General features: G+C 59.3%; 16 protein-coding genes. 1 reads left to right on the top strand and 15 read right to left on the bottom strand.

Going from position 1 to position 18,427, the window contains the following annotated elements:
• Positions 1 to 325: 325 nt before the first annotated feature.
• The gene (locus CKO40_RS13695; RefSeq protein ID WP_200346791.1) at positions 326 to 1,390 is read left to right on the top strand and encodes a hypothetical protein; all 1,065 of its coding nucleotides are present in this window, start codon (positions 326 to 328) and stop codon (positions 1,388 to 1,390) included.
• 94 nt (positions 1,391 to 1,484) lie between these two features.
• Here the strand turns inward: CKO40_RS13695 and CKO40_RS13690 are convergent, their stop codons facing one another.
• The 15 genes from CKO40_RS13690 to tssC all read right to left on the bottom strand — a co-directional run bounded on the left by CKO40_RS13690 (position 1,485) and on the right by tssC (position 18,397).
• Complete coding sequence (locus CKO40_RS13690; protein ID WP_200346790.1) at positions 1,485 to 2,153, bottom strand: hypothetical protein; 669 nt, start codon at positions 2,151 to 2,153, stop codon at positions 1,485 to 1,487.
• Positions 2,140 to 2,946 (bottom strand): hypothetical protein, encoded by an 807-nt coding sequence (locus CKO40_RS13685; protein WP_200346789.1) that lies wholly within the window; start codon positions 2,944 to 2,946, stop codon positions 2,140 to 2,142. Before CKO40_RS13685 ends, CKO40_RS13690 begins: the two co-directional genes overlap by 14 nt.
• An 11-nt stretch (positions 2,947 to 2,957) precedes the next feature.
• Complete coding sequence (locus CKO40_RS13680; RefSeq protein WP_200346788.1) at positions 2,958 to 3,305, bottom strand: hypothetical protein; 348 nt, start codon at positions 3,303 to 3,305, stop codon at positions 2,958 to 2,960.
• A 149-nt stretch (positions 3,306 to 3,454) separates the two neighbouring features.
• Positions 3,455 to 3,619 (bottom strand): PAAR domain-containing protein, encoded by a 165-nt coding sequence (locus CKO40_RS25365; RefSeq protein ID WP_420827381.1) that lies wholly within the window; start codon positions 3,617 to 3,619, stop codon positions 3,455 to 3,457.
• A gap of 408 nt (positions 3,620 to 4,027) precedes the next feature.
• Entirely contained in the window at positions 4,028 to 4,552 is a 525-nt protein-coding gene (locus CKO40_RS13670) for a DUF4123 domain-containing protein (RefSeq protein ID WP_200346786.1), read from the bottom strand.
• A gap of 81 nt (positions 4,553 to 4,633) precedes the next feature.
• Entirely contained in the window at positions 4,634 to 6,802 is a 2,169-nt protein-coding gene (locus CKO40_RS13665; RefSeq protein ID WP_200346785.1) for a type VI secretion system Vgr family protein, read from the bottom strand.
• Between the two features lie 14 nt (positions 6,803 to 6,816).
• Positions 6,817 to 8,367: a tetratricopeptide repeat protein gene (locus CKO40_RS13660; RefSeq protein WP_200346784.1), complete on the bottom strand. Its 1,551-nt coding sequence runs from the start codon at positions 8,365 to 8,367 to the stop codon at positions 6,817 to 6,819.
• Positions 8,354 to 9,112 (bottom strand): hypothetical protein, encoded by a 759-nt coding sequence (locus CKO40_RS13655; protein WP_200346783.1) that lies wholly within the window; start codon positions 9,110 to 9,112, stop codon positions 8,354 to 8,356. Before CKO40_RS13655 ends, CKO40_RS13660 begins: the two co-directional genes overlap by 14 nt.
• Before the next feature lie 34 nt (positions 9,113 to 9,146).
• Positions 9,147 to 11,894: a type VI secretion system ATPase TssH gene (gene tssH, locus CKO40_RS13650; RefSeq protein WP_200346782.1), complete on the bottom strand. Its 2,748-nt coding sequence runs from the start codon at positions 11,892 to 11,894 to the stop codon at positions 9,147 to 9,149.
• A 67-nt stretch (positions 11,895 to 11,961) separates the two neighbouring features.
• Positions 11,962 to 12,960, bottom strand: a complete 999-nt coding sequence (gene tssG, locus CKO40_RS13645) for a type VI secretion system baseplate subunit TssG (protein WP_200346781.1) — start codon at positions 12,958 to 12,960, stop codon at positions 11,962 to 11,964.
• Positions 12,957 to 14,843 (bottom strand): type VI secretion system baseplate subunit TssF, encoded by a 1,887-nt coding sequence (tssF, locus tag CKO40_RS13640; RefSeq protein WP_200346780.1) that lies wholly within the window; start codon positions 14,841 to 14,843, stop codon positions 12,957 to 12,959. Before tssF ends, tssG begins: the two co-directional genes overlap by 4 nt.
• A 4-nt stretch (positions 14,844 to 14,847) precedes the next feature.
• The gene (gene tssE / locus CKO40_RS13635) at positions 14,848 to 15,351 is read right to left on the bottom strand and encodes a type VI secretion system baseplate subunit TssE (RefSeq protein ID WP_200346779.1); all 504 of its coding nucleotides are present in this window, start codon (positions 15,349 to 15,351) and stop codon (positions 14,848 to 14,850) included.
• Positions 15,352 to 15,399: 48 nt separating this feature from the next.
• Positions 15,400 to 16,197 (bottom strand): type VI secretion system accessory protein TagJ, encoded by a 798-nt coding sequence (locus tag CKO40_RS13630; protein WP_200346778.1) that lies wholly within the window; start codon positions 16,195 to 16,197, stop codon positions 15,400 to 15,402.
• A 107-nt stretch (positions 16,198 to 16,304) separates the two neighbouring features.
• Entirely contained in the window at positions 16,305 to 16,784 is a 480-nt protein-coding gene (locus CKO40_RS13625) for an Hcp family type VI secretion system effector (protein WP_200346777.1), read from the bottom strand.
• A gap of 116 nt (positions 16,785 to 16,900) precedes the next feature.
• Positions 16,901 to 18,397 (bottom strand): type VI secretion system contractile sheath large subunit, encoded by a 1,497-nt coding sequence (tssC, locus tag CKO40_RS13620; RefSeq protein WP_200346776.1) that lies wholly within the window; start codon positions 18,395 to 18,397, stop codon positions 16,901 to 16,903.
• Positions 18,398 to 18,427: the final 30 nt, after the last annotated feature.

The raw sequence follows: 18,427 nt of genomic DNA, 5'->3' as shown, positions 1-18,427 counted from the left end.
ATGTGCAGTTTTGACCGCGCCTAATGCGGAAAAATGACGTTTCTGTCTCTGGACGCGGTTTAGAAGCGGCAGTTGCACGGCCATCAGGGTGCGTTCCGCGTGCCAGCTCGCAAACAAGCCAGCAAGGCGCAACGAGACGGCATAGCCATGCTATTCCAATGCGCACTAACGCAGCGGGGCGCCGCGCGGGGTGTGCCCTAGAGACCGTAGCGCCCTGCACCAGAAGGGCAGCTTGAGAGTCGCTTAGAAGCCAACTTCCCTCAAACGGTCGTTCCTATGGGAAGCGGTCAACTGCTGTTTCTAGTTAATGCAATGGTGAGCACTGTTGGAAAGACTATTCGATCTGCATTGGCGTGGCGATCTGAAGGTCCAACTGAGGCCAATTGACGTCAAGGGCTCAGTCCTTGAGAATCGTATCAAAGAGCTAAGCTTTCTCAATTACGCTTTCGCGCTTTTCTATGCATTCCGGCAGGGTATCGCACGCTGCAGCGACCCCAAGATGCGTGAGCGCATGACGCAAACCTTAGAAGCGGCAGCCCAAAACGGCTCCGGCCATCGCGAATGCGATGACCTACGAGGGGCGATCTACCATGCGATTGCCTTGAAGGTGCAGAATGGCCACCAAGCCCCATATCAGTGGCAAAACAACAAGCTCGAGACCTATCAGAGCGTTGGCTTTGATCAGCCTACTGCCTTTGCAGCAATCGTGGGGCGGCCCGCAACCGTTTGGCAAGAGGGTGATGTAGTATCGGCGAAAGCCGCAGTTCGGTTTCTTGCCGAAATCGATGGGTATGTGGGCCTCCTGCAGCGGTATTTCGCTCGAATAGAAGAGCGCTGGCGCCTCGTGCACCGTGCTGGAATGGGGGTGCGCCAGCCTCAATCGGAGCTCGCTGCCACGGACTGGAACATGCTGGGATCTCTGCTCGGGAGTATCAGCCGGACGGTGTTTGACTCACAGGATGCTATGTGGTTATCCGTCTCCGAAATTGACCAAAGATTTAGCCATGCGGGCCGCCATTGCCTGGGAAGCGAGACGAACGTGCTGGGAGTCGCCCGGCGCATCGAGGCACTCGCTGCGCGGATGCTCAAGGGAAACGCTGTCATCATTAATCTTCGGGACGCGATGGAAGCGCTCTGCGTTCTCGCCACGTTCTACGCGCGAGCGTTCGAAATGATCCCCGGAGCACAGGCATGGATCAGCGGAATCGCCGCACACCGCTGGAACGAAGTGCAGCTTTTCGCGCATGCGGCCCAATCAATGACCTCGGCCGAGGTCCGAACAGGTCGAGCCTATTCGCGCGGGCAGGCATCACGGAGCAGCTTCCCACAGTTCGGCCACTATTGCCGATGCCTCAGCCGCGACGTACTCGATCGTGAAGCATTGCTTTAAAAAGCCCTAACAGCATGACCCCGCGGCCTGCAAAATCAGAAAGCGGCCTAAGGCATAGCAGCCATCGGCAGCTGGCCAGACAGGCGTTGACCTGCTAACCGCTAGTGGCTGCGGAAATCGGGCGCAGCACGTAGCTTCCATCTTGGAGCACGCTGACCTCCTCTTCCAGTAGGTCCGGGCGGTTTTCGAAACAACTCGGGAGAAGCCAAGGCGTAAGGCGGCTCCTCAATCGGAGGTCCGCTTCCGGAAAGAGCTTGAAAACGGCTCGTCCATCAACGTCGTACTGATCGAAAAAGCGCCCCTCATTCTTAAGAATGGCGCGGTATGACGTCTTCGATTCCGCCTGCGTGACAATGAATCGACACTGAGTCTTGGCGGTCGCTACCCATGCCTGTTGGGTGACTGCAATAAACCAGTACTCGAAGTAGCCATGGCCGATGGTCTCGCTCGCGACGACCGAGATGTCGTAGTATATTCCCCTCGAGAACGGGATAAAATGAGGCCAGCTAGTTTCACTGTCTAATCCAGGCTTGTTGTATGACCTTAATTTAAAACGGTCGAGCAAGGCTGACTGGATTTGATCACCTCGTCTGGGCTCCTGATAGAGCTCTGCAACGACCTCTGTAATGAGCCATTTGCTGGCATCTTCCAAACGCGCAATGGTGGTATCCTCAGGCTTGCGAGACATGGCGGCATCTAATTGGGGGCGGCGGATGGTACGTACGTAAGCCGGTGGTGATTCCGCAGAATCAGGACTTAACATGGGTCAGATAGGGCCCCACGTCCACAGCGATGTGGGTCAACGGGAATGCATGCGGACTAAAGAAATTGAACGTCCCATGGAATGCTGACCGGGCATCTAAGGTGCCGTCGGGCTTGAACATAATCTCACGATGGCCATCCTTTGCGACAAACCTTCGATATCCAATCGGAACCGAATCGTGGGTTAGAGGCGTCGTGGTTGTTCGCTCAAGCCAGCCATCGGTTTCTTGAGCGGCGCGGATATCCAAGGGCGCATTGCCGTTCAAAATCGCCCGATAGTGCAGATGAATGTCCGGGTCGCTGGTCAGAATCGCTCGTGCCTGGGCCGGATCGGTAAACAAGATGCCGACAAGATCGCGTGTTAGAGTCTTCCCGGTTTCGCATTCGTAAACGGCGAGCGATTGCTCGAGCGTTAGACCGCCAGTCCACTGATAGAAGCTTTCTTCGGAAAAGGTCACATCGACCGCTTCGCTGCCGATCAAGGAATTGAGCCAGCCATCGAACGGCGCGCCTTGACCATGTAATTCTTGACGGAAGAACGCCTCTATCGGAACGGAGCGCTTGGTGCGGGTGACGCGGAAGTCGGTCGGTGTATGGCTGAGGTCACGCGAAAGCGCATTGAACAACGCGGCGATCTTTTCAGTTGGCACGTTGGTCGGATTGCGAGCCTCTTTGTTACCGTCAGGAGTCTGTCCAGCGAGCGCAGGCCCGCCACCTAGTAAACCCCGTGCTGCGGCCCGTGCCGACGGGGACGCTTGAGCCCAGGCTTCTGAAAACAGCTTACCCCAGTGCACGATTATGGTCTCTATTCGTTGAGTGTTGTGAACACGACTTCGGTCCAGCTCCGCAGCCATTGAGCCTTGTCGCGTCCTGCGGTGTCGAGGGCCAAGACCTTCCCGGCCTCGGGAAAACGCTCATCAAAATCGTCGCCCAGTAACAAGGCGCAGAGCACGTAAACGGACACCTCGTATTCGCTTTCTAGCCTGTACCCGCGTGCCCGTTTGATCTGTTGGGCGATCGCGTCGACTGTGACCTCACGGTCATCCTCAAGGCTCTCGGGTACATGCTCGTTGAGGATGTCGAACAAGCGGTGCGCCAGGACGTCAGGCGCAACGCTCGCCAGTGAGTCCCATTGATTTGGACTTATCCTCATCGCCTCACCTCGCCTGAGAAGCCCAATACAGTGCAGTAGTCTTCCGGCATGCGGTAGTCTCGATCAAGCAGCCTGTTGCAACGGCCAAGGCGGTTCAGCCAGCGGAATAGGCACGGTGGCTGACCGAGTCCAAGGGCACCCAGTTCGAACTAACCGATCATGACCGTTAAGCAGCCTTTCACGATCTTATTCGCGGGGCCAAGTGCCTCGACCAGGGTGTCGCCGACACGGCAAGCAGGGAGATTGTTGACGGTAACAGTCATACTGCCGTTGACCACGACGCCTGGACCATGTGGTGGCGCTGGGAGTGGCATTGGACAGGCGTGAACGTCGGCGCCCCCGGCCATACTGGAGATCAGGCTCCCCATTGCTGCGGCTTCTGCTAGTTTCAGGCTTTCTTCGGCCGCCTTGGCTGCAGGCCCACCGGGCGTGCCTGCAGCAGCGGCCGTGGCCGCTTGTGCAGTGGTGATCCGCGCCTGAGAACCGGCTTTCGCTGCCTGCAAGGCGCCAGCTGAGGCTAGCGGAAGCCCTCGCCAAGCAGGCAAGTACCCAATGAGTACATTTGGGCTGCCCGGGCCAGGGCTTAATGGGGACATCATATGTGCCGTTGCATCCGTCGTACGTGCGGCCGGCTTGCCCGCCATCGTCATGCTCCTCCAAGGGTGAGGGTTATCGCTTCAAGGCCGAACCGTCGCCGAGCATCGAGATCCCTGCGGGACTGTTTAGCGACGATGCAGTGCCCCTTCCCGGAGCTCAAATATCTCCAGCATCATAGAATCGTCGCGTTCTGCCAGAAAACAACTGATCGGGCCGAAGAACTGGGCAAGTTGTTGGTCCTCACAGGTCGGCAAGTAGGCGCGTAGCACCCTTGGGTCGTAGAAACGAAACAGCAGCGGTTCGCTGTCAGGCGAATACACATGCAACGGTGTCTGCAGATGCTGACGCAATGTCTGAAAGGCTGCGGGTGTTACCAAAAACACGCCCCAATGCTTGCCCAGTCCTTCCTTCAAAAGCCACTCAAGAAACGCAGGTTGCTCGTTAAGGTGGGCCAGGTGAGGTGCGACCCGCCTCAGCTCGGAGTCGACCTCGCCAGGCAACAAGCAACCAGACTTGATCGCGTACTGACGAAGACGTTGAACGATGTCGGGGATCATCGCCGCACCATCCAAGACTGCGTACAGCTGCGAATCATCGCCGGCTGCAGCGCGGAGTCGCTCATGGTTTGCAGCGATGGTTTCTTCGCGCATACAAAGGTGCCTCGAGAAGTATCCGCCTACAAGGACCGCGGCATCGAAGCCGTTGGCCAGTACCAGCCCAGGATCAACGGACTAGCGGTTGAGCTCGACGAATGGTGTCCCCGACTGCGCCGCTTGAGTCATGGATTGGGCTTGAGGATTCGAATAGTCTCGCACTGTTGTCGAGTCCCAAGAGCGAGGCCCCGAGGCCTCGATCGGAGAGGCTTGCGTTTCAGTCACGCCTCCGGCGTCCGCTCGATCGGCTTCCTCGGCGTCTTGAGGACTGTCCGGCGCATTCGGTGTAGCGCCCGATCCTCGTCCGGCACTCCCACCGCTATTAATCATCACCATCGAGCCGCTCAAAAACAGGCCAGCGGAATTGATGTCAATGAAGTTGCCGCCCACCTTAAGCGTCAGCTGGGTCCCAGCTTCGATGACGACATTCATCCCTGCCTTTAGGTGGATTTCCATGCCCGCATCAAGTGCATGTTTCCTATCTGTTTTTTCTTGGATGTCACCCTTGACAGCCACAGAAAGTGTACCCTGAACTTTCTGGTTGTGATCTCCCTGAACCTTTTGGTGCTTGCCCCCTTCCACCTCCTCCATCTGGTCCGCTTGCACTTTGAGATGAGTGCAGTTCTCGATGTTCTCGAACCTGTCTTTCTTAACGATCAAGTGCCTATTATTACCGATCCACTCAAAGCTGTCGTTTTTGATCCTGGTGTCTTGATTTCTCTCACCATGTACAAAAATCTGCTCGTCCCCTTTCTTGTCCTCAAAGCGAATCTCATTGAACCCACCACCACCTTTGCTTGAGCAGCTTTTCAGTGTGGATTTTGTCTTTTCCGCCGGCAGTTCATAAGGTGGCATGGCATCGGCGTTGTAGACTCGGCCAGTGATAATGGGCCGGTCTGGGTCGCCTTCCAAGAACTCGACAATGACCTCCTGACCAATCCGCGGGATATAAATCGCCCCCCACTGCTTACCCGCCCAGCCTTGCGAGACTCGAATCCAGCAGGAGCTGTTCTCATCCTTTCTGCCATAGCGATCCCAGTGAAATTGTACCTTTACCCGACCATATCGGTCGGTCCAGATCTCTTCGCCAGCCTTACCAACCACCGTCGCCGTTTGTGGCCCACTAATGATCGGTTTCGGCGTGCTGCGGATCGGACGGAACTGTTCTTGGCCATCGATGGTCGAGAAGCTGACAAGAAATGGCTGCTCGCCGGCACCGAGGCCGGAGCCCGTCTCGAATTCTTCAGACCACATCTCGTAGGTGGCATTCGTGACGAGATGCTCTCGGTTTTGGCGTGTACGCGGGTGGTCCCTGAGATTGAACAGATAGCCAACCGCGAGCCCGGCAGCGTTACCGCGTCCGGATGAGACTTCGTATTCCGACTGTAGCTCCTCGATGCGCTTCCGCGCGTAAGTATCCCCTAAGTCTTGTTCGCGATAATCCCCCGGATAATCATAGATCTCGAAATCAGATTTTGTATGAGGCCGTGTCTTGGGCCCCTTTGCCTTCAAGTCTGCTTTCGGCTTTTCAAAATTGAAGTCATTCAATGCCACAACGCCCGGCAATACCTTTTTGCGGACGTCGAGGTAGCTAATATGCTCGGTATGGATCGGCCGGTTCGAGGGATTGCAGCAGATCTCAGCATAATTAGGATAACGATCGTGAGCACCATAACTGTCGGCAAGTACAAGTACATGCCTGCCATTGTCGTGCTTGAAGAAATAGTAGATTCCCTCCTGCTCCATCAGACGGCTCACAAAGTTGAAGTCGGTTTCCCGGTATTGTACGCAGTAATCCCATTCACTATAGTCTCCAGTCAACGCCTCCTCGTAATCGGTTAGGCCATGTTCCCGAAACAGTTCTTTAATAATGTCAGGAATACTTTTGTGCTGAAAGATGCGGCAGTCACCTGTCCGGGTGAGGAACCATAACCACGGCCGTAATACCATATCGTAGGCGGCGTAGTTTCCGCGTTCTCCGGCATACCGAAATTCACTGACGAAGCCGTTGAAATAGCGTGTGCCGCCTTTCGGCTGCTGGTATCGTACCGTCGCGTTGGTGCCGAGCAGGGCATCAAGGTCGAGCTCGGCGTCGGTGCTGAGGAGATCGAGCTGGAATTCAAACAGCCGCCCAAGCGATTCCTGGCCGACCATGCGCTGCAGCAGCAGCACGTCCTCGCCGAGCACCGTATTGATTGCACTCGAGCGGAATCGTTGGGTAGCGACGGACTTTCTAAGCTCGGCCATAGGTTTCGTCGACTTTAGCGGTGTAGCGGATAGGGGGCCGTCGAGCGCTCCGCGACAACCAGGAGTCCGGCGACCGGATTGGCCATTTCGAGCCGTAGCACGACCTCGTCACTGCGCAGCAACCGCAAACCGGTATGCTCGATGACACGCTGGATATAGGCCGCCGAGTGTGCGTAGCGGCCATTGCCCTGCAGGCGATAAACGGCGCCGTTGGTAGCAACCAGTTGCTCAACGGTGAACACGAGCCGCCCTTGGGCGCGTAACGCCCTCGCACTGGCGCGCAGCGCGTGCTCGAGATCGCCGAAATAGACCAGCGTGTCGGCTGAAACCACGGCATCATACCGAGCGGAGTGTTGCTCCAAGAAAGCGGTCAACTCGGCCTTCACTAACCGATCATAGCAACCGCGCTGCTCGGCGCGCTCGAGCATCGCGCGCGAGAGATCAACGCCCTCAAGGACCGCGGCGCTGTCGCGCAGCAAGGGCCCGCACAGCCCGGTGCCGCAGCCCGCATCAAGGATATGCAGCGCGGTGACGTCTGCGCGGTCCTCCACTAATGCGCGGGCGACCAATTCGGGCGCGCGATACTCAAGGCTTTGCAACCGACGATCGAAATGCCGCGCGAACCCGTCGAAAATCGCTTCCACATAGTCATCTGGCGCCCGTGAGGGCAATTGATGCGAAGTGTTAGCGGTGTTTGCCGATAACATATGCGCTGCCACCGGATTATCGGGGTCCCACGTGAGCCATTGCTGGAAGACATCGGCCGCTTCCGCCTGCTTGCCTTGCGCGCTGAGCAGGCTGCCCAGACTGTGGAAGAGGCTCGGATCGCGGGCGCCGAGCTGCCAGGCTTTTCGGAACGCGGCGATGGCCTCTTCGACCAGACCTTGTTTACGTAGCGTCGTCGCCAGGCCTAGGAGGCCGTCCGCCCCGAGCTCGACGGCGCGTTGATAGGCAGCCGTTGCTTCAGGCAGGCGGCCTTGAGCGTGGTAGACATCGGCGAGGTTACGGTGCGCCGCGGCAAACTGTGGCTCCAGCTCGATGGCGCGCTCGAGTAGGGTTTCAGCCTCCTCGTAGCGCTCCCGATCGGCGAGCAGATGGGCGAGATTGCTATAAGCCGTGGGATTCTCAGGTGCTTGATCGATCGCTCGGCGGAGCCAGCCTTCTGCAGCCTCTGGATCGCCGCGACGTTTCGACAGCAGCCCGAGATTGTTCAAAGCATCGGTGAGCGCCGGCTGCAAATCCAGCGCCGCGAGATAAGCGGCCTCGGCGTCATCGAACTCATTGCGTTCGTAGAGCATATTGCCGAGGTTGCATTGGGCCTCGGCGTAGTGCGGTGCGACGGCCACCGCTTGACGGACATAGTCTAGACCGTCATCAGGGGCGCCGAGCTGATATCTCAACATCCCTAGAAAATGCAGCGCTTCCGCGTGCATTGGCTCGACCTCGAGCGTGCGCTGATAGAGGATCGCCGCCTCAGCGAAGCGTCCTTCTCGGTGCCAGGCAAGGGCCACCCTGACGGCCTCGTCCGGGGAGACCAGGGTGGGCGTGTCGCTAGGGTCTCCCATCGGTCAGTCTCCCGAGATGGTTGGCTTCCATGATGACCTCGGTACGCAGCAAGCGCAGTTGGCGGATCAACTGCGTGAGCGTTAACTGGTGAGCACGCAGCAGCGTGCTCACCGTGGCACGCTGGCATCTCGCATCGGCGAAGGCGCTGGGGAGGTGCGAGAGGATCAACGGCTTGGCCCAGAACAGCGGGCAGCTTGGATCACACCAGGCCTGGGCGTTGGTCGCGGGCAGGCACCAAGGTACCCCCCTTGCCGCGCGGGTAAGTAGGGAAAGGAGGGAGGCTGCAGCCTCGGCATCACCGAGCACCCACCGTTGCAGCGCATCGCTGAGCAGATCGTGGTCGCGATGACTGCAGCGCCAATCTGGCGCTTTCAGAAGGCTGATGGCTTCGGTTGCGGTGGACACAACGCTATGGATGACGCTGCTCATCACCGCCTGTGGCGCACTGGGTCCTGTCGTCCCGAACGGAGCTAGCAGCAATTGGCGCTGTTTGTCCGCAAGCGTGTTGACCTGCTTTTCAAGCCCTTCCAACTGGGCTTGTCGCAGGCTGAGCGCTGCCTGTTGCTCGAGCGCTGACTCGGGAATGGCGATCTCAGCGCCTTGCGGTATGGCCCAAGGATCGGGGAACTGCTGTCGAAAGGCGCTATTGACCGCAGCGAAATAAAGCCCCTGCCAGCCCGAGAGCTGATACGTCGCCGCAAGCGTGCTCAAAGACTCAGTCGCTTGGATGAGGTGTCGGGTCAAAGGCTCGTTCTCCGCTCAGTTCGCCAAGCCTAATTCAAAAGGCATAGCAGAACTCGCCGTCCTCGACCGACAGCTGAACCTTTCCGAGGGGCTCATCACGGGACAGGCGCATGAGGAATTCTTGACTGATCCGTGGCAACAGCGTGTTGGTCAGTATCGCATCCACAATGCGTGCGCCGCTATCGACCTCACGACAACGGCTCGCGATCAAATTGACGACTGCCTCATCATAAAGCAGGTCAACGCCATGATTCGCCTCCACCCGATATTTGATACGATCGAGCTGCAATCGGATGATCGCTGTCAGCGTGTCGTCGCTCAACGGATAGTATGGGATTACAACGAGCCGGCCGAGCAGCGCAGGCGGAAAGACCTTGAGTAATGGCTCCCGGAGTGCTTCGGCGATGCCATCAGGCTCCGGCATCAGCTCTGGGTCTCGACACATGCCCATGATCAGATCGGTGCCGACATTCGTTGTCAGCAGAATCAGCGTATTGCGGAAGTCGATGTAGCGCCCTTCAGCATCCTCCATCCACCCCTTATCGAAGACCTGGAAGAAGATCTCGTGTACGTCGGCATGGGCCTTCTCGACCTCGTCGAGCAACACAACGCTATAAGGGCGTCGCCGCACGGCCTCGGTGAGAATACCGCCTTCGCCATAGCCGACATAGCCGGGGGGGGCGCCCTTGAGTGTCGAAACGGTATGGGCTTCCTGGAACTCGCTCATGTTGATCGAGATGATGTTCTGTTCACCTCCATACAGGGCCTCGGCCAGGGCCAATCCGGTTTCGGTCTTGCCAACTCCGGAGCTGCCGGCCAGCAAGAAGACACCGACGGGCTTGTTCGGATTGTCCAGATTCGCCCGCGACGTCTGCACCCGGCGGGTGATCATCTCTAGCGCATGGCGCTGGCCAATGACTCGCTTCTCGAGGGTCACGGCGAGATTCATGACCGCATCGACCTCGTTCTTGACCATGCGTCCGACCGGAATGCCGGTCCAATCCGCAACCACTGACGCCACAGCCTGGGCGTCGACGCTTGGCAGGATCAGCGGCCGCTCCCCTTGTAGCGCGCGCAGTTGCTCTTGCAGGGATCGCAGCTCCTTCAGCATCGCGGCGTTATCCTCACCGGCCTCACCGGCATCCGTTCCACCGGCATCCGTTCCACCAGCATCCACCCCGGCCGCTTGCGGGCTGGACCCGGTTGTAATCTCCGGCACCGCCTCATCGACCTTGCCCTGAGCATCCCGCAGCCGGGCCCGAAGCGAAAGAATCCGCTCCACGAGCGCCAGCTCCTCTGTCCAACGCGCCTCGAGCCCCCGGAGTATCTCGCTCTCCTCGTTGATCCGGGCGTTGATCCGGGCGGGGCGGTCAGCGACCTCGAGCCCAATGGCGCCTTCGCGCTCGATGATCTCGAGCTCCGTTCGCAGTGCCTCGATGCTCCGGCGTTTGTCTTCGACGGCGGCGGGAACCGCATGTTGACTGACGGCGACCCGGGCGCAGGCAGTGTCGAGCAGACTGACAGACTTGTCCGGTAGCTGGCGCGCTGGGATATAGCGATGCGAGAGCTTGACCGCAGCAGCCACCGCCTCATCGAGGACTTGGACGCGGTGATGTTGCTCCATCGCCGTCACCACCCCGCGCATCATCAGCACCGCCTGGTCTTCACCCGGCTCGTTGACATGAACAACCTGGAAACGACGCGTCAAAGCCGGGTCCTTTTCGATATATTTCTTGTACTCCGCCCAGGTCGTCGCGGCGATGGTGCGCAGCGTGCCGCGCGCCAACGCCGGCTTGAGCAGATTCGCCGCATCACCAGTGCCCGCTGCGCCGCCGGCCCCGATCAGCGTGTGCGCCTCATCGATGAAAAGGATGATCGGCGTCGGCGACGCCTGCACCTCGTCGATCACCTGACGCAAGCGTTGCTCGAACTCCCCCTTCATGCTCGCGCCCGCCTGAAGCAGCCCGACGTCGAGCACGCGCAGCGCAACATCTTTGAGCGCCGGCGGCACATCGCCGTTGGCAATACGGGCCGCGAAGCCCTCGACCACAGCGGTCTTCCCGACGCCAGCCTCGCCGGTGAGGATAGGATTGTTCTGACGCCGCCGCATCAGGATATCCACCAATTGACGAATCTCGTTGTCGCGGCCCACTACGGCATCCAGCTCCCCTTGCCGGGCCCGCTCAGTCAGATCAATGGAGAACTGCTCGAGCGCTTGTTGCTTGTCCCGGCGCTCGTCCGCGATCGCCCCGGTGGCTTCGCCAGGGGCGGCGGCATTAGAACCGTCGCGCGCGCCGAGCTGATCCTCAGGTGAGCCCTTTACCCGGGCCGCGAATTGATCGCAAAGATCGTCGAGCTTGATCTTGTCGAACTCTGGCGACATCGCCGGCAATGCGTTCCTCAGTCCGGGCGTCTTTAGGATGCCGACGATCAGATAGCCGCTCCGGACCTGCGTGTCCCGAAACATCAGGGTCGCGTAGACCCAGCCGCGTTCGACCGCCTCTTCAACATGCGAGGAGAGGTCCGAGATCGAGGTAGCGCCACGCGGTAAACGGTCCAAGGCCGCGGTCAGATCCCGGGCTAGGTGCGCAAGATTCAAATCGTAGGCCGCAACGATCCGGTGCACATCCGAATCCTGTAGCTGCAGCAGCTGATGGAACCAATGAGCAAGCTCCACATAAGGATTGCCCCTGAGCTTGCAGAATGCGGTTGCACTCTCGATGCTCTGGAACGCCACCGTATTCAATTTGGAAAACAGCGCGGAGCGACTGATCTCTGGCACGACCGATCTCCTGATGTGAATTGGCGAATAAAGGATGTTCCCAGAACACTGACCACGCGCGAGCGAGCTATCCCGGCCGCCGATGCGGGTCGATGATGACATCCTCGGCATCCTGCGCTGTGGTCCAATGTCCCAGCCAAGTTGTCCACCCTAGTCTGGCTGTTGCGGCCCCCAATTGGGTCTGCGGGATCGCGTCCCGTTTCAGAATCAATTGGAGATCCCAATGATACTGATCGCCAATATAGTTTCTTACCGTTGCGCGAAGCGCGGCCGTTGCCGGCTGTCCGGGTAAAAACCCTTCGAGCTCGCTGATCTCCAATGGCCCCAGCCGAATACGAAACCGGTGCTGACATTCAAAGACCGCAGCGCCAACGATGGTGTTTTCGCCGAGCAGTCCGGTTGTGACCGACGAGCCCAGTTGGCACTGCTCATCCTTGGCGATGTCCAGCCATTCTCCGACCAGCTCCACCACGGCGGCCGGCACACCGAAGTATCCTTGAAGTATCGCAACCAAGCCCTCCGGATGTTTTGCGCCGTCCAACAACAGACCGGCGAAATGCAGCTTCACGTGATCCTGCATCTCGTCGCGGTCGCGCAGTGACCTGAGGCCCAATCCCGATAATGAGGCGATATAGTCCCCGAACCGATCCTGTTCCGGGCGATCATAGCTAACCGCCGGTTGTGAGCGGGCCCAGGCTTGATAAAAGAATGAGAGGAAACGGTGCTCGAAGAGATTCAGAAAACGCAGAAAGGTCTCATCCTTGAAGCGCTGTTTTCGCTCGAGCGCATGGTCGGTCAGATGCAGCGGCAGCGGTCCGTTTGGCCCGAGCAGGCCAAGGAAGGCGACCCCGAGGCGTGGGCGGTGCTCCTGATCGCGCTGGGTGAGGGAGCTGAGCGCCGATGGTGCAAAGGCCATTGAGCAATCCTGACCGAGTCGGATCGGCTCGTCGCGCGCCCATCGCGAGGTCCCAATGCGCGGTAGCTCCGGATGCTGGCAGTCGAGCACTCGCAGCGCCTGGAAGAAATCCCAGCCGTGGATCTGCTCAGGATTAGGCAAATCGCTCATAGCATCTGCCGCCGACCAGTGCGCCGAGGCCAGCGCATGATCTCGCCGCGCTCGACCGTTCTGATCACGGTTTCGGTAAAGGAATTGATCGAGACGTGACGGCTCAGGAACTGTTCCAGTACAGCGCCGAGTAGGAAACAGCCAGAACCTTCGAAGAAGGCCTCGTCGACGAGGATCGTGATCTCGAGACCGCGGACGAAGGAGCTCCCTTGAGGGTGCAAGACCCGGCGATGGATCGGTTTGGTATCGATCTGTCTGATGCCTTCGAGCTCTTTGCGTATCTGGCTCTCGTTCAAAAAGCCATAGAGGCCCAGGATCTCTTGGAACGCTGCAGCGGCATCGCCCCCATCGGTATCGACGAGCGACAGGTAATTGAGTGACAGATGGCTGATCAGCCGCCAATGCGCCTCGCCTTCGAGCGGAGCGGGCCGCGGACGGCTCGGACCCGAGATGCAGCGAATCGACTCGACTGGCCCACTGAAATCCCAGGTGAAATCGGTCGAGCCTGAGCCCAGCGAAAGCGACAGTGGCAGGTCCCGGTTCGTGCAGAGGGACTCGACGCCGAGCTGCTTCAGTTCCGATGAGAAGGGTGCATTGTTGGGATCGACCAGCGAAATGAATGCCTCAGACCCGATATAACTCGATCGGGGTCCGATGTTACGCTCCTTGCGCCAAGAAGCGAGCAGACGCTGCTCCCGCCTCACTGTGAAATAGGCGTTGGGAGCCGAATGGAAGGTCGAATGGCGCGCGCTGTAGAAGGGGAGGAACTCGCGCTCCGCCTCCTTCGCGCGCCCATACCCCCGCACCCGCTCGACCGCGAACAGCTCGAAATCCATTGGTCGTGTGCGTTCGGCAACGAGATGAAACTCCCGCTCGGTTGCGTTCAGGTGAATCCGGTCCATGCGTTTCGGGAACAGGTTGATGACCGGGGTAGCATTGAGATGGAACATCTCGGCCGAAACCGCCTGCTCAAGTGCGGGATCAGCGCGATCGAACAGGAACACGAGATCGATTGAGGGTCCGAGTGTGCGTCGGACGAGGCGCCTTAGGCTGCCGACGCGCAGGAACATGAAGCGTTGTGGAAACGCGAAATACTCGTGCAACAGCCGGTAGCCATCGAAGCAGCGCCCGTCCACGGGCAGTAAGGCCTCATCAGGCGAGAGCCCAAGCGGCTGCAACCGCCGCGGCTCGGCGACGACCCAGTCCGACTTCTTCGACGACGTCGCCGCGCGCCCTGCCACGCCGATGGTCCGCGCCACCAGATACTCGTACAGCCGCATCGGCAAGCCATCGCTGCCGGTCAGATGCAGATCCAGCGTATCCAGGGCGAGATCGGAGATCTTCGCATGGCCGGTCACTGACAGACGCAATCGTACACCGGCGCGGGGTGGCGACTGACCAGGAACGCTGATTTCTGGAAGGAGGCTTGCAGAGCCAATGTACTCGGCGCGCTCGATACGGATCGGCCACAGGGTGATGTCATGACCGGTCACATAGGTGCAGGGGGTCGTTTCTCCCTTGCGCAGCGCACTGCGTAGCGGCGTACCCCGGGGCACCGGGAAACCTTCTACAAGCGAGCCCTCGGTGGCGTCCGGCATGAGCTCGACAACGGCCATCGACGGGGTGGGCGCTAGGAAATGGGGATAGACCGACTCGATTAGATGGCTTGTGAACTGGGGGAATTCGGCTTCGAGCTTCAGCCCGACCCGCGCAGCGAGGAAGGCGAATCCCTCGAGCAGCCGTTCGACGTAGGGATCGGCGCAGTCGAAGCCATCCAATCCAAGACGGGACGCAACCTTCGGAAACTGCGCAGCGAACTCACCGCTCATCTCCCGGATATAACGCAGCTCCCGGTTATAGAGGTCGAGGAACCGAGCGTCCACGGAGTCAGCTCCGGGCCGATACGTCCGACACTGCGACGTTTCCGCTCTCGAAGTCCAGCGCGGTGCGCAGCACCAGTTCGAGCGGGGCAGGCTGGGCCCACAGATCGCAAGCAATATGCAGGATCAGTGTATTGTGATTCATCGATTCCGGATCGAGCTCGGCGTGTAGCCGGATACTGTGGCGGATCAGGCGTGGCTCATAGCGCTCGAGCGCCGTGCGAATCGCGGCCTCGAGCACCCCAATGTCGAGCGAGGAGACGGTGAAGCCGGCGAGGTCGGGGATACCGAAGTTGAGAACCGAGCGCTCAACCTCGTCATAGCCACTGACGGCCTTCTCCATATTACAGGCATTGAACAGCCAGCCGATATCCCGCTGCACGAATCGCCGAAGCTGCTGCACGCTCAGGAAGTGGTTAGCTGGCGGCTCTGTCCGCTCCTCGGGATGGTCGTCGGTGAGTCGATCAAGCAGCGAGGGCTGCAGCCGCTCCTGTAAAGATAGCTCCGGCATGGCGAGAACAGACCTGCAGGGAGAATAACCGAGGCGATATCCTGATCCTTAATTGTCCGCCTCCAACGTAAAGCTGAGAGAGCGCAGATCGAGTATCGACACCTCGGCGGAATCGGTCACAAAGACCCGCTGACCAACGCCAATGTAGTCGCCGCCATCAGGTATCCACTCAGTGCGCGCCGAGCGCTTGATACGATCATCGGCCTGTGAATCAGACCCAGGATAGCGGGTTGGTATGAGGCCGAACGATTCGCCTCCATTTAGCCACCGGAAGTGAGTCGGCGTCCAGACCAGATCCCTCAGGTCGCTGGGCGCCTCGATCGTCAGCTCGGCGATGCGCGAAAAGGGCACCCAATAATATTTGCCGTCGATCACAGCGTCGGTGATCGGGCCGAGCCGCGGATCAGCATCGGCGAGCCAATCGAACGCGAGTGCCTGCTCCGCTTCGAGCTGCCCCGGGCTTGTCGGTGCCAGCTCGAACGCCTCCTCGCGCAGGGCTCGCACCTGCTCGGGCTGACCCTTGGCACCCGCCCGCAGCGACTCCAGCATGAGGGCGATCCAGCGCTCGGGCTGCCCGAGGATCAGCGGTTGGATCCGCCCCGCGAACACCGCGCGCCGCGTCTCTTCGGCGGCAATCGCCGCCCGATAGGTATGCACCATCGCCAACGACGCGGCATCGAGCTCACCAATCACTTGGAGCTGGGTCAGAGCGCGGTCCCAGCTTCCGAGCACGCACAGCAGCTGGAAAAGAAAGATTCGCGGCTTTGGATCGGCTGGAGCGCGGCGGACATCGCCTTGCGCGAGCTGCAATGTCTCGTCGAGCGACTTGCCTGCAAGCCATTCCATAGAAGCTCCTGGACGTTTGAGGAAATCAGCGCGCCAGATTGAACAGGAGGCGGCCCCGCCGACCAGCAGACGGCAAGGCCAAGCGGATCATCAACCGGTGGCTGAGACTATTCGGTGTTCGCCCGAATATCGAAGGTCTGCGTGATTGCTGGCTCCTTAGCGCCGGTCGCGCTCTGCGGTGTGTACTCGTACTTGAAGTGTGCGAAGTTGAGGGTGACGCTCTCCGTGACCCGGTCCTCGCCCGTGCCGCCACCGGTGCCAGCTGAGGTAACGATGACTTCCTTCATCGTGAGCTTCACGTAATCAACCGGCTTATCGCCGGCCTTTCGCGCGATGAAGGTTGCCTCTGGGTAGTGCTTGCCCGTGCAGCACTTTTGTATGATGTTGGGGGTCGACTTGTCGACGAATTTGGTCACGCTAAAGTCCTGCACGTTGACTTTTCCGGTACCACCGCCGGTGCCGGAATGCATGGTGCCGAGCTGAGACATCCCCCAGCTCCAGGAGAGAACCTCGATCCAATCGGCATACTGATGATCCTTGGATTCGCCCTTGATATCGCCTAGCTTTAAGAAGCAATCAACCGCCATGAGAATGTCCTCAACAAATTAGTCAAACGCCGTCTATCTGCGAACCCCAAAGGGGCCGCAACCCACACCGAGCCCGACGGCCGGAACAACTCACGCCACGCCCGGAAACCAGGCCTCTATGCCGCCTTGACAGAAGGCAGCTTCGACACCAGCCGGAGCGAAACCGTCAGGCCCTCGAGCTGATAATGAGGCCGCAAGAAAAACTTTGAGGTGTAGTAGCCAGGATTCCCTTCCACCTCTTCCACCTCGACCTGTGCATCCGCGAGCGGTTTTCTCGACTTCGTCTCCTCGGTCGAGTGCTCGGGATCGCCATCGACATATTGGACGATCCAATCGCTGAGCCATCGCTGCATGTCGTCGCGCTCTTTGAACGAGCCGATCTTATCCCGGACGATGCACTTGAGATAATGCGCGAAGCGGCAGGTCGCGAACAGATAGGGTAGCCGTGCGGCAAGGTTCGCATTCGCCGTGGCATCCGGATCTTCGTACTCGATCGGCTTTTGTAGCGATTGGGCGCCGATAAAGGCCGCGAAATCAGCGTTCTTCTTATGGACCAGCGGCATGAACCCGTTCTTCGCGAGCTCGCCCTCACGCCGATCGCTGATCGCGATCTCGGTCGGGCATTTCATATCCACTCCGCCGTCGTCGGTCGGGAAGGTATGCGTGGGCAGCTCTTCGACGGCACCGCCGGACTCAATCCCGCGAATCCGGCTGCACCAGCCGTAGTTCTTGAACGAACGATTGATGTTCACCGCCATCGCATAGGCGGAGTTGGCCCAGACATACTTGCTGCTATCCGCGCTCGCGGTATCCTCTTCGAAATCGAATTCCTCGACCGGATCAGTGCTGTTTCCATAGGGCAGCCGGGCGAGGAAGCGGGGCATCGCTAGGCCGATATAGCGGGCGTCTTCTGATTCGCGCAGTGAGCGCCAGGACGCATACTCCGCAGTGGTGAAGATCTTGGTGAGATCGCGGGGATTGCTGAGCTCTTGCCAGCTCTCCATCTGCATCACGTTCGGCGATGCACCGGCGATGAAGGGAGAATGCGCGGCGGCGCTGATCTGCGAGATACCGCGCAGCAGATCAATGTCCTGAGGCGAATGGTCAAAATAGTAATCGCCGACCAAGCAGCCGTAGGGCTCACCGCCGAACTGGCCGTACTCTTGCTCATAAATCTGCTTGAAGACAGGGCTCTGATCCCAGGCCGTGCCCTTGTACTTCTTGAGCGTCTTGTGCAGGTCCTTCTTCGAGATGTTCATGACGCGGATCTTGAGCATCTCATCCGTTTCGGTGTTCGACACCAGATATTGCAGCCCGCGCCAGGCGCTCTCGAGCTGCTGAAAATCCTCATGGTGCATGATCAGATTCAGCTGCTCGCTAAGCTTCGCGTCGATTGCCGCGATCAGGCGCTCGATCGAATCAAGCACATCATCCGAGATCAGATTGGTGTTTTCGAGTGCCTGTTCGGCCAGAGTCTTGACCGCCTCGCCGACCGCTTCGCGCGCTTCGTCCGTTCTCGGTTTGAAGTCGCGTGCCAATAGGGATTCGAATTCGGAGAGGTCAGCAGTCTCCGTGGCGGCTTCAGGTTGCGCTTGGCTTTCGGCTTCTGCCATTGTCGGGGCTCCGGTTCAGCTAGCGGGTAT

This window comes from Halochromatium glycolicum (assembly GCF_016584085.1).
In the GTDB taxonomy this organism is placed as follows: Bacteria; Pseudomonadota; Gammaproteobacteria; order Chromatiales; family Chromatiaceae; genus Lamprobacter; species Lamprobacter glycolicus.
Note: the sequence above shows the minus strand (reverse complement) of the source record. Positions and strands in the feature narration are given on the sequence as shown.